Genomic DNA, 11,382 nt, shown 5'->3' on the forward strand with positions numbered 1-11,382 from the left:
GTCAGTCAAACAGGCCAGCCCGTGAGCGGCTTTAGCTCCTTGAGCACAAAGTTGCTTTCCATAGCTTTAATGCCGGGAAGGCGCCGTAGGATGTTCATTGAGAATTCGGCATACGCATCAAGATCTTCGCAAACCACTTGCAGCACGAAATCAACTCCCCCTCCGACTGAGTAGCAGGCAATGACCTGCTCAAGCTTCAGCACAGCCTTTTCAAACTCCACGGCCTGTTCTGCATTGTGCGCGTCAATCTGGATCATCACGACAACGAACACACCAAGGCCCAGAGTTTTTCGATCCAGACGAGCGGCGTAATTACTGATCACCCCTTCCTGCTCTAACCGTCTGACGCGCCGCCAGCATGGCGAGGTGGACATACCCACCTTTTCGGCAAGCTCAGTATTTGAAAGGCGTCCCTCCTTCTGCAAAACCTGAAGGATTTTCCTATCTGCGGCATCCAGTTGAACAGCTTTCTTTTGTTGCCCGCTACTTTCAAGAGACATTTTGCACTCCCATTGGTAGAGCATACCTAACTTTGGCTATTTTCAGGTAGCACCTACCTATATATAGCTCATTCTAGGGTAAGACAGATCAACTTTCTCTTCTGCGTCCAGATATTGTCCCCATAAAGGAGACAAGGATGCTTACTAATCAAATCAAGAAACAACCACTTCGAGGTGAACAGGATTTGCGGCTTGCTATTGTAGCGGACCCGGATTTACCTGCGGGTCTGCTCGCAAATACGGTCGGAGCCATATCAATTGGGATTGGAACAGAAAACGCCGGGCTGGCCGGAGTAACTTTAACGGACCGTGAGGGTGTATCCTTCAAGTGCAGTGCGGATCGTCCTGTCCCTATCCTGCAGGCCAATGTCGATCAAATGCAGAACTTACTGACGAAGTCCTCCGCACACCTTGACGAAATTACTCTGGTTGTTTTTCCCGCCTTTGCCAGATCAATCCATTCTTTCGCTGAGTATGACGCGCTGGTGCCCAAGCAGGCTCTGAAAACAGAGAAGATAGAAGGGATAGGGATTTGTGGTCCAAGCAAACTGGTGCGCTCACTTGTGGGAGCGCTCAAGCTGTTAAGATAGTTTGAGTGCAAACGATGCTGTGTACTTTGACAGTGAACCTCTCACGCCTCATGCAAAAACCCCGGCGCGTTGCACCGGGGTTTTCAATTTTAAAAGCTTTGATCGCTTAGCTTCAAGCTGGCTTCAAGGCAGCAGCTTCGAGCAGTTCTTTGGTGTAGTCTTCTTTCGGGTTGGAGAAGATTTCTTCTGCCAGTCCCTTTTCAACCACTTCGCCTTTCTGCATCACCATCACAGTATCGGACATGGCGCGAACCACGGCCAGATCGTGAGAGATGAAGAGATAGGTCAGGCCATGCTCTTTTTGCAGGTTGCGTAGAAGCTCAACCACCTGCTTTTGCACGGTACGGTCCAACGCGGAGGTTGGCTCATCCAGCACAACAAGCTTTGGATTGAGGATCATGGTGCGTGCAATCGCGATACGCTGACGCTGTCCACCAGAGAACTCGTGTGGGTAGCGGTTGCGCATGGCCGGGTCCATGGACACTTCTTCAAGCGCCTGGATAGCCCGCAGATCACGTTCCTTGGCTGAAAGCTGAGGCTCATGCACCAACAGACCTTCGGTGATGATCTGGCCCACGGTCATACGTGGAGACAGAGACCCGAACGGATCCTGGAAGATGAGCTGCATTTCTTTACGAAGCGGCTGCATCTTCTTTTTGGCTGCACCGGTGATGTCGTTTCCGAGGTAAACAACACGGCCACCCGCTGTTGGCAGAAGCTGAAGCACAGCACGGCCCAGAGTGGATTTACCGGAACCGGATTCACCTACGATGCCGAGTGTCTGGCCTTCACGCACTTCCATGGAAATGTCGTTTACAGCGCGCAGAACGTGGTTTGGCTTGAGGAAACCAGTCTCGGTTTCAAACTCAACGCGCACGTCCTTTGCATCCAGAACAATCGGATTGCTGTCAGGCACAACGGCTTTTGAACCGGTTGGCTCTGCATCCAGCAGCATCTTGGTGTAATCATGCTGAGGGTTACCAAAGATCTCTTTGGTGTTGCCCTCTTCAACAACTTCACCGGACTTCATCACATACACACGGTCGGAGATGCGCTCAACGATACCCAGATCGTGGGTGATGAACACAACGGCCATGCCGAGGCGTTTTTGAAGATCTGCCATCAGCTCAAGAATCTGAGCCTGAGTGGTCACGTCCAACGCAGTGGTTGGCTCATCCGCGATCAGGATATCCGGATCGTTTGCAAGCGCCATCGCGATCATGACACGCTGGCGCTGACCGCCAGACATCTCATAGGGGAATGCCTTCACTTTACGTGCAGGCTCAGGAATACCCACGAGCTCCAGAAGCTCTACAGCGCGCTTTTTAGCTGTTGCCCAGGTGTATTCCCCGTGCTCAACCATTGGCTCACAGAGCTGGCGCTCAATGGAGTAGAGCGGATCCAGAGAAGTCATCGGCTCCTGGAAGATCATGGTCACTTTCGCACCACGGATCTTGTTGAGCTGACGAATGGAAGACCCAAGGATGTTCGTGCCGCGGTAACGGACTTCACCGTGGGTGATGCCGTTGCCTGCCAGAAGACCCATGGCTGCCATCATGGTCTGGGATTTACCAGAGCCAGACTCGCCCACAATCGCAACAGTCTCGCCGGAGTCCACATGGATGTTCACGCCTTTTACTGCGTGAACCATACCGGTGTTGGTTTCGAAATCAACTTTAAGAGTGTCGATCTCAAGAACAGTGTTTTCGTTAATCTTGCTCATTCTGTCCTCTTATCGATCCTTAGGATCCAGCGCATCGCGCAGACCGTCGCCGATGAAGTTCAGCGCGAACAATGTGGAGGTGAGGAAGATTGCCGGGAACACCAGCATCCATGCAGCACCTTGCAGGTTACGCGCACCTTCGGAGATCAACACACCCCAAGAGGTCATTGGTTCCTGAACGCCGAGGCCCAGGAAGGACAGGAAGCTTTCCAGCAGGATCACTTTTGGTACCAGCAGAGTCATGTAGATCACAACCGGACCAAGGGTGTTTGGAATGATGTGGCGCTTCAGAATACCGCCACCTTCAACACCCATAGCTTCCGCAGCCTGTACGTATTCCTGGCGTTTGATGGACAGGGTCTGGCCACGCACAATACGCGCCATATCCAGCCACTCAACAGCGCCCACGGCAATAAACATCAGGACGAAGTTACGGCCAAAGAACACAACAAGCATGATCACGAAGAAGATGAATGGCAGTGAGTAGAGGATATCTACAACACGCATCATCACCAGATCGACCCTGCCACCGAAGTAACCGGAGGCAGCCCCCCAGAACACACCGATGCTGATTGCAACGAAGGTTGCCAGCAGACCGATGGTCAAGGAAACACGACCTGCAATCAGTGTACGGGTGAGCATGTCACGGCCGTTTGCATCCGTCCCGAAGTAGAAATGCATGTACTGAATGTCAGCGGTTACAGTCGCGCTCTTCTTATCTGAAGAGATGTTGCTGATTGCAGCACTCTCAAACAGATCAGAACGATCGAAGTAACGCGCATAACGCTCATCCAGTTTGCGACGGGATGTTACTGTTGCAGTCACCTTGCCATCGTTCAGTTCATAGCTGTCGATGGTCATACGAGCACGCTTTGCAATTTTTGCAAAGGTTGGCTGGATCTCATCCTGCTTCGGATAAGCTTCCAGGCTCGCAGGCTTCTTCACGTAGTCGCGATAAACCTGATCGTACGGGTGCGGCGTCAGCATTGGCCCAACGACGGACAGCAGTGTGATCACTGCCAGCACGATCAGAGAGGTCACTGCTGCTTTGTTTGCGAGAAGACGATCACGGGCGTCATCCCACAGCGAGCGGCCCATTTTCGGGGCTTCTTTCAGCTGGTCGGAGGTAACACTCATAAATTCGAGTCCTCAGTCAAAACGCACACGAGGATCAAGCATTGCATAGAGCAGATCCACGATGAGGTTGAAGATAATGACGAAACAAGCGACGACCACGACAGTACCCATTACGAGTGTGTAGTCACGGTTCAGAGCGCCTTGTACGAAGTAGCGGCCAATACCCGGGATACCGAAGATGGTTTCGATAACGACGGAACCGGTCAGCAATGCAGCAGCTGCAGGGCCGAGGTAGGACACAACCGGCAGGATTGCCCCACGCAGAGCGTGAATGACAACGACGGTGTATCCGGACAGGCCATAAGCGCGTGCTGTGCGGACATGGTTGGAACGCAGTGCTTCAATCATTGAACCACGGGTCAAACGGGCAACAACTGCAATCTGCGGAAGAGCCAGCGTTACGACAGGCAGAACCATGTTGACGAAGGCGCCACCGCCCCAGCCCCCGACAGGAAGCCAACCAAAATGCACACCCAGTATGAGTGTCAGAATTGGTGCTACAACAAAATTTGGGATGGTCACCCCAAGTGTCGCAACGGCCATCACAGAGTAGTCGACGCCTTTATTCTGGCGCAGTGCTGCGATAACCCCCAAAAACCCACCAACAGCCAGGGCAAGAGCCAGTGCAGAAAGACCGAGCTGCATGGAGATTGGAAGACTTTGGGCGAAAAGTTCATTGATCGAGAAATCTCGGAAGAAGAAACTTGGACCGAAATCACCGGACAATACGCTCTTGAGATAAATGAGGTACTGCTCCCAAAGAGATTTGTCCAAATTGTAGATCTTGTTCAGATTCTCCATAACCTTTGCTTCCAATGGACGTTCCAGATCGAACGGACCACCTGGCGCTACGCGCATAAGGAAGAAGGAAATCGTAATGATCAAGAACAAGGTCGGTATCGCGCTGAGCAATCTGCTCAGGACATAGCGTAACATGGGCCTTGCTTCTCCAGTTGTTTATCGTTTTTATTTACCGATAGTTCACAAAAATGCCAGCCATGAGCTATCCTGCATGACTGGCATTTTCTGTCGCGTTAAAGATTACTTGTTAATCTTGACGAAGCGGCTTGGATGCACGTCCAACAGGTTGGTTTCGAAACCGGAAACCTTATCAGAAACAAGGTTTTTGGAGCCGTAGTACATCAAAGGCAGGAATGGCAGATCACGCATGAAGATCGTTTCTGCTTTCTTCAGGATCGCTGCACGCTTTTCGAGGTCAACAGTTACAGCTGCTTCATCCATGAGCGCATCGTACTCAGGGTTTTCATAGCGAGCGTAGTTGAAGCCTGTGTTGTCGCTTTCAGTCATGAACAGGAAGTTCTGCGGGTCGGAGTAGTCACCGATCCAGCCTGCGCGAGCAACATCGAAGTCACCACGGTCACGCAGGTGTGCATAGTGGGTCTTGGTGTCAGTGTTCAACATGGACACTTCAACGCCAAGAGGCTTCCACATGTCTGCGATTGCAACAGCAGTGTTCTTGTGGTTCTCAGAGGTGTTGTAACGGATTTCAACCTTCAGAGGGTTGCTCTGGTTGTAACCTTTAGACTCAAGAATCTTCTTAGCTTCTTCCTCACGGTCGAGCAGGTCAGTTTCTGCCCAAGGAGCGTAAGCTGGTTCGCCGTAGTTGTCGATTCCAGGAGGCACGAGGGAGTAAGCAGCAACCATAGTGCCGCCCCAAATGTCTTCTGCAAGGAATTCACGGTCGATTGCCATGGACAGAGCCTGACGAATATCAGGGTCTTTCATAGCTTCAGATTCATGGTTCAGCGCGTAGTAGTAGTTGCCGAGATATGGCGCGACTTTAAACTGATTGCCCAAAGTGCCACGAATGAAGTCGATCTGCTCCAGTGGGGCATCGTTGTTAGTGTCCAGTTCGCCAGCCTGGAAGCGGCGAAGAGCTGCACCACGGTCTTCAGTCGGGTAGAACTTAACTGAATCCAGAGCAACGTTTGCTGCGTCATGGAAGTAAGGGTTCTTAACTGCGGTCACAGCATCGTTTGGTACGAAGCTGGACAGTACAAATGCGCCGTTGGTTACGATGTTGGCTGGCTTTACGAAGTCAGAACCAAACTTTTCAACGGATGCAGGGTGTACCGGAAGACCGGACTGGTGCGCCAGAAGCTGGATGAAGTAAGGAGTTGGAGCGTGCAGCTTGATTTCAAGGGTCTTGTCATCAATTGCTTTAATGCCGAGCTTCTCACCTTCCATGTCGCCTTTGTTAACGGCTTCAGAATTCAGGATAGGGTAGAGGACGTTTGCGTATTTCGCACCGGTCATTGGGTTCATGATGCGGCGCAGGGAGTAAACGAAGTCACCAGCCAGAACCGGATCGCCGTTTGACCACTTTGCGTCGTCACGCATCTTGAATGTGTATGTCAGACCATCGTCAGAAACAGTCCAGCTTGCGGCCGCGCCGGGGATGATTTCACCCTTCGCGTTGTAAGCAACAAGACCCTCATAAAGATCACGCAGAATGTGAGCTTCATAAGTTGTAGATGTCTTGTGCTGGTCAAGTGTTTCTGGGTCAGCGGAATTACCACGGTTGTATACGGTTTCAGCCGTGGCAGATAGCGAAGTAGCAGCAATAAGGGCTGCAGCTAGCGCTGACATACGAATGGACTTGATCATGCAGATCTCCCCTCTCCTCAAGTTACATTCCGCCAGATTTGGAGACTGGCAGTTCGCAGCAACATTTCACTGTTGCGTTATTATAGCAAGTGTCGGAGGATCAAAATTTCCTCGTAATCGGAGATTATTTTAATCTCTTATTTACATTATGAACGATTACGGAAGCATTATTTCCAATATAGACTAAATTTGGAACAATTATTTCAAATTACGTTACTGAATCTTTTGCAATCGCGTCACTATGACGCCCAGCATTTGTGCTCCCCGTTTTTTCACAGGGGCGGCAAAAAACTTTCACCTTGGCTCATTTGTGGTAGAGCACTACCAACAAATCTACTCCTAGCGTTGAAATGCGCTGTTTTGGGAATCTGGAAAGACAAGCTTAATGGCACCACCGCTTCTTCATGTGCGAGACATACACCTTAACTTTGGAACCACACCTCTTCTGACTGGTGCAGAACTGCAAGTCGGGGAAGGCGAGCGGATCTGCTTAGTTGGTCGAAACGGGTCTGGCAAGTCGACACTGCTGAAAATCGCCGCGGGATTAACAGAGCCGGATAAGGGCGAGTATTTTTTGCAGCCGGGGCGGACGATCCGGTACTTGCCTCAGGAGCCGGATCTTTCGGGGTATGCGACAGTTCTTGCCTATGCTGAAGGTGGGCTGGCACCTGGTGATGATCAATATCGGGCCAAATACCTATTAGAAATCTTAGGCTTAACGGGTGAGGAAGATCCGGAGACGCTTTCGGGCGGGGAAGCCAAGCGGGCGGCGATTGCGCGGGCTTTGGCGCCGGAGCCGGATATTTTGTTGCTGGACGAACCGACCAACCATCTGGACCTTCCGGTGATTGAATGGCTGGAATCTGAGCTTAAGCAGATGAAGTCTGCCATTGTTCTGATCTCGCACGACCGTCGTTTTTTGGAGAACCTATCCCGCGTAACCTACTGGATCGACAGGGGTATCTCCCGCCGTATGGACCAGGGGTTTGCCAAGTTTGAAGAGTGGCGGGACAAGGTTTTTGAAGAGGAAGAAAAAGAGCAAGCCCGGCTGAATGAGAAGATCCGGCAGGAAGAGCATTGGATGGTTTATGGCGTGACTGCGCGTCGTAAGCGGAATATGCGGCGGGTGCGGGAGCTGGCTGATCTGCGTCAGAAGCGCAAGGAGCATAAAGGGCCGCAGGGCAGCGTGAAGATGGCTGCCACTGAGGGGGATATCTCCGGCAAGCTTGTTTCTGAGGCCAAGCACATCGGCAAGACCTACGAAGAGCGCCCGATTGTCAAGGATTTCTCCACCCGCATTTTGCGTGGGGACCGGATTGGTTTTGTGGGACCGAACGGGGCTGGCAAGACCACCTTGCTGAAGATGCTCACTGGCGAGCTTGCACCGGATGCAGGCACTATCCGCCTTGGCGCCAACTTGCAGATGATCACGCTGGACCAGAAGCGCGAGAAGCTGGACCCCAATGACACGCTCGTCAATGCCATGACGGGTGGCAGTGGGGACATGGTTATTCTGGGTGACACCTCCAAGCATGTTATGAGTTATCTCAAGGACTTCCTGTTTAAGCCGGAACAAGCGCGCACCCCTGTGCGTGTGCTTTCAGGCGGGGAACGGGGACGTTTGCTGCTGGCGCGTGCGCTGGCTGCGCCTTCCAATCTGATGGTGCTTGATGAGCCGACCAACGATCTGGACCTTGAAACGCTGGACCTGCTGCAAGAGCTGATTTCTGATTATCCCGGCACCGTCCTGCTGGTGAGCCATGATCGTGACTTCCTTGACCGCATCTGCACCAGCATCATCACCATGGAAGATGAGAGCGGCAATTGGGGTGAGTATGCTGGCGGGTACACCGACATGGTGCGCCAGCGCGGTGAAGGCGTGCAGGCGCGTAAAGTTGCCAAGGCGGACAAGGCTTCCAGTGCTGCGAAGGAGGATAAGTCCTCTACTGCTGCACCGAAGAAGGAGACCAAGAAGTCCGGCCTCAACTTTACTCAGCAGCACCGCCTGAAGGACATTCCGGGGGAGATTGAAAAACTGGAAGCGAAAATCACTAAGGGCCAGAAGGAGTTAGAGGATCCGAACCTGTTCAGCTCCAATCCGGACCGTTTTCACAAAGTGATGACCGCTGTTGGGAAGCTGCACGAGGACCTTGCTGCGCTTGAAGAAGAATGGCTGGAGCTGGAGATGCTTGCTGATGAGGGCTAAGCGCCTCATATCTCTATGATTTTAAGAAAGGCTTCGGAGGTTTCCGGAGCCTTTTTTGTTTGCGTTGTTTTGTGCGTTCATTTGCGTTGTTTGGGAGAAACCAGCGTTTTTTATGAATCTGGTCGCGTGGTAGCACTGGTGCTCAGAGGCTGGCTTATCCCCCTGCCCGCAGTGTTATTCATCATGCTCTATCATGTGGGTGCCGTGGGTGATGGCGCTGCTGGCGCGGATAGCGGCGGCGATGAAGACGACTTCGGCGAGCTCTTCATCTGTTGCACCGCAGACCTTGGCGTTCTCGCGATGGATCTCGATACAGTATGGGCATTGAGTGGTGAGTGCGGCGGCCAGTGAAATGAGCTGCTTGTTCTTTTTGGAGATCACGCCGTCGGACATGGCCTCTGCATTGAAGGCGATGAACATCTTCCAGGTTTTACCGGTTGCCAAAGAACTGAACTTCTTCAGCTTGCGCATATTGTCCATGGAGAACATTGGCATGGGCGACCTTCCGGTTGGCTCAGGTTTTTCCGGGCAATTAAAACAGGCTGCGCTTAATAACCACCAATGAAACCCGTTCAGCTTTAATCAGGATCAGACGGGTCGCTTTCATTCTTTATTTTGGAAAAAAGCCGCAGGCGCTATTTTTAAAAAGGGCTGCGGGCGCCATTTTGGGAAAAGCCGCAGGTGCGGGTTTGCAGCTGTAGCGCACGTCAGTCCTTCTTTTTCGGCTGTCTGTATTTGAGGAATTTGCCGACGATGATGGCGGTGAGCACGACCATGTAGAACTGGCCAGCCAACCCAACAATGATTGCGGCCTTGCGGGCGATGGGTGTCAGCGGAACGATGTCGCCGTAGCCGATTGTCATCAGCGTGATGAAGGCGGCGTACATGAGGGCTTCTTCCTGCGAATGGGTCTCTACATTTTCTATGGGCAGGCCTTTGAAGGAGCCCGGGTGCACGTGCTCTATAAGTATAAAGAGAAAGAACGAGACCATGCCGATTGAAATGTAGCCGCTGAGCACGCCCAGCACCACGCGGTAGTTTTCTTCAAACGTCCTGAGCATCTCATCAATCAGCACGACGGCCACCACAGCATGGAAGGCAAAGAAGATCACAATTTGCGGAACCAGGGGATCGATTGTCGGAAAGATTGGCGTGTCAAGAAACGACAGGATCAGCGAGCAGGCAAGCAACACGGCGACCAACCTGAAAAACTGCCTTCTTTTTAACGTAATGAGCATGCCGGTTGCGATGTTGAAGCTATAAAACGCGTTGAAAACAGGCGTGTCCAGTGTTTGGCCCGGCAAGATCAAAGCGCCGAACATGAGCATCATCTGACTGAAGAGAAACACTTCAATCCGATAATCAAACAGACTCTTTAGAGATTGCGACCGCACCGGGGACCCCAGTTTTCTTTGTTATTTTGCGCTAATTTTCGCAAAAGAAGGCTAAAGAATGGGAAATCTGGCGAGTGGGTTTGCCCATGAAATTTGGGAGCGTGTCAGTGCGTAGCAATCTTGCCTCATGCCTTTCTGTCTCACTCCCCGCATGTGAAGTCGAGCCGAGTTATGTGTTTGGAAAAACACACGTTATGCATGTCTACATTTAAGAGTCTCAAGTTCACTTATGTATTATTGACTCAGATCAACAATAAATTACTAGAAATACAACTTATTTCCGACAAGCCTGAAGCAAGTTTGACTATAATATCCTCAAAAAAGACACATACAAAAATACATTGCGTCACTTTTTCCTACAACAACTTACTAGATCGATAATATGCGGGATAAACTTAAAAGTTTAACTTACTCATATTTTCGGGCAGTGCGAAATTACTAAATTTCGCATTTCTAATAAAGTAAAAGGAAAATTTTATATGCGGTACAACTTCAATCCTGATTACTTCAATTTCGGCGGTGCTCCTAATCCTGGCACCAACAGCATTTCATCTGGCAACAACTCGGTTGCACCAGGGAACACAGTCAACACCACTGGAAACACGATCACGACGCCGAATGGAACCATCACAGATGGCCCTGCTCCAATTTCCTATGACAATCCATATGATGATTTTGACTTCGGCAACCTTGGCGGCAACAGCATCAACACCGGCGGCAACCATGTTACCGGATCCGGCAACTCCGTCACAACCGGTGGCCACCATGTTACTGGTTCCGGTGTTAATCTTGATACTGGAGGTCACACGGTCGTTGGCTCTGGCATTACTTTAGATACCGGTGGCCATAGCGTTGGCAATCCAATGGATTACGATGGCGCTGATTATGGCGGCTATGACGCGGCCTCAGATTACAGCAGCTTTGATTACGGCGACTTCTTCCTCTAAGCAGCCCCACGCTCCAGTCTGAGCCCCTTTTCTGACTGGAGCGCACCCACTTTTGTTGCAGCTGATCAGCTGTGCCTCCGGTGCTTATTTCGAGGCTGCGATCAAGAGTTGCAAACACTCAGGAGATGACGGCACAGGTTGAAGCGCCATCACCTCACCTCTTCGCCGCCTCACCTCCCCACCGACGTCATCCCGGCCCCCGATGTTTGTCCCGGAGAGATGGTTGACGTTTGTTCGGGGACATGGGTGACGGTCAT

General features: G+C 51.5%; 10 protein-coding genes. 3 read left to right on the plus strand and 7 right to left on the minus strand.

Annotated elements, in window-relative coordinates; genetic code table 11:
- Positions 1–5 precede the first annotated feature (5 nt).
- Positions 6–500: an Lrp/AsnC family transcriptional regulator gene (locus PsW64_RS23430; protein WP_057462781.1), complete on the minus strand. Its 495-nt coding sequence runs from the start codon at positions 498–500 to the stop codon at positions 6–8.
- 137 nt (positions 501–637) lie between these two features.
- On the opposite strand from PsW64_RS23430, the gene PsW64_RS23435 reads away from it, so the two are divergent.
- Positions 638–1,090, plus strand: coding sequence for a DUF2000 domain-containing protein (locus tag PsW64_RS23435; protein WP_063305181.1), 453 nt, complete (start codon positions 638–640; stop codon positions 1,088–1,090).
- Positions 1,091–1,202: 112 nt separating this feature from the next.
- Here PsW64_RS23435 and PsW64_RS23440 read toward each other — a convergent pair whose 3' ends face one another.
- The 4 genes from PsW64_RS23440 to PsW64_RS23455 form a co-directional block, all read right to left on the minus strand.
- Positions 1,203–2,813 (minus strand): ABC transporter ATP-binding protein, encoded by a 1,611-nt coding sequence (locus PsW64_RS23440; protein WP_057462783.1) that lies wholly within the window; start codon positions 2,811–2,813, stop codon positions 1,203–1,205.
- 9 nt (positions 2,814–2,822) lie between these two features.
- Entirely contained in the window at positions 2,823–3,950 is a 1,128-nt protein-coding gene (locus PsW64_RS23445) for an ABC transporter permease subunit (protein WP_063305182.1), read from the minus strand.
- 12 nt (positions 3,951–3,962) lie between these two features.
- Positions 3,963–4,886: an oligopeptide ABC transporter permease OppB gene (gene oppB, locus PsW64_RS23450; RefSeq protein ID WP_057462785.1), complete on the minus strand. Its 924-nt coding sequence runs from the start codon at positions 4,884–4,886 to the stop codon at positions 3,963–3,965.
- A 105-nt stretch (positions 4,887–4,991) separates the two neighbouring features.
- Entirely contained in the window at positions 4,992–6,578 is a 1,587-nt protein-coding gene (locus PsW64_RS23455; protein ID WP_063293278.1) for a peptide ABC transporter substrate-binding protein, read from the minus strand.
- 385 nt (positions 6,579–6,963) lie between these two features.
- Here PsW64_RS23455 and PsW64_RS23460 point away from each other — a divergent pair, with 385 nt between their 5' ends.
- Positions 6,964–8,784 (plus strand): ABC-F family ATP-binding cassette domain-containing protein, encoded by a 1,821-nt coding sequence (locus tag PsW64_RS23460; protein WP_063305183.1) that lies wholly within the window; start codon positions 6,964–6,966, stop codon positions 8,782–8,784.
- Between the two features lie 174 nt (positions 8,785–8,958).
- On the opposite strand, the gene PsW64_RS23465 is transcribed toward PsW64_RS23460, so the two are convergent.
- A complete protein-coding gene (locus PsW64_RS23465) occupies positions 8,959–9,279 on the minus strand; it encodes a carboxymuconolactone decarboxylase family protein (protein WP_057462788.1) in 321 nt (106 codons plus the stop codon).
- 212 nt (positions 9,280–9,491) lie between these two features.
- Positions 9,492–10,106 (minus strand): potassium channel family protein, encoded by a 615-nt coding sequence (locus tag PsW64_RS23470; RefSeq protein ID WP_208980986.1) that lies wholly within the window; start codon positions 10,104–10,106, stop codon positions 9,492–9,494.
- A gap of 551 nt (positions 10,107–10,657) precedes the next feature.
- Between PsW64_RS23470 and PsW64_RS23475 the strand changes: the two genes are divergently transcribed.
- On the plus strand, positions 10,658–11,125 hold the full coding sequence (locus PsW64_RS23475; RefSeq protein ID WP_063305184.1) for a hypothetical protein: 468 nt from the start codon (positions 10,658–10,660) through the stop codon (positions 11,123–11,125).
- Positions 11,126–11,382: the final 257 nt, after the last annotated feature.

This window comes from Pseudovibrio sp. W64 (assembly GCF_001623145.1).
In the GTDB taxonomy this organism is placed as follows: domain Bacteria; phylum Pseudomonadota; class Alphaproteobacteria; order Rhizobiales; family Stappiaceae; genus Pseudovibrio.

Coding starts and splice junctions, on each gene's coding strand:
- PsW64_RS23430 (WP_057462781.1), bottom strand. CDS start 500: ATGTCTCTTGAAAGTAGCGGGCAACAAAAGAAAGCTGTTCAACTGGAT.
- PsW64_RS23435 (WP_063305181.1), top strand. CDS start 638: ATGCTTACTAATCAAATCAAGAAACAACCACTTCGAGGTGAACAGGAT.
- PsW64_RS23440 (WP_057462783.1), bottom strand. CDS start 2,813: ATGAGCAAGATTAACGAAAACACTGTTCTTGAGATCGACACTCTTAAA.
- PsW64_RS23445 (WP_063305182.1), bottom strand. CDS start 3,950: ATGAGTGTTACCTCCGACCAGCTGAAAGAAGCCCCGAAAATGGGCCGC.
- oppB (WP_057462785.1), bottom strand. CDS start 4,886: ATGTTACGCTATGTCCTGAGCAGATTGCTCAGCGCGATACCGACCTTG.
- PsW64_RS23455 (WP_063293278.1), bottom strand. CDS start 6,578: ATGATCAAGTCCATTCGTATGTCAGCGCTAGCTGCAGCCCTTATTGCT.
- PsW64_RS23460 (WP_063305183.1), top strand. CDS start 6,964: ATGGCACCACCGCTTCTTCATGTGCGAGACATACACCTTAACTTTGGA.
- PsW64_RS23465 (WP_057462788.1), bottom strand. CDS start 9,279: ATGCCAATGTTCTCCATGGACAATATGCGCAAGCTGAAGAAGTTCAGT.
- PsW64_RS23470 (WP_208980986.1), bottom strand. CDS start 10,106: ATGTTCGGCGCTTTGATCTTGCCGGGCCAAACACTGGACACGCCTGTT.
- PsW64_RS23475 (WP_063305184.1), top strand. CDS start 10,658: ATGCGGTACAACTTCAATCCTGATTACTTCAATTTCGGCGGTGCTCCT.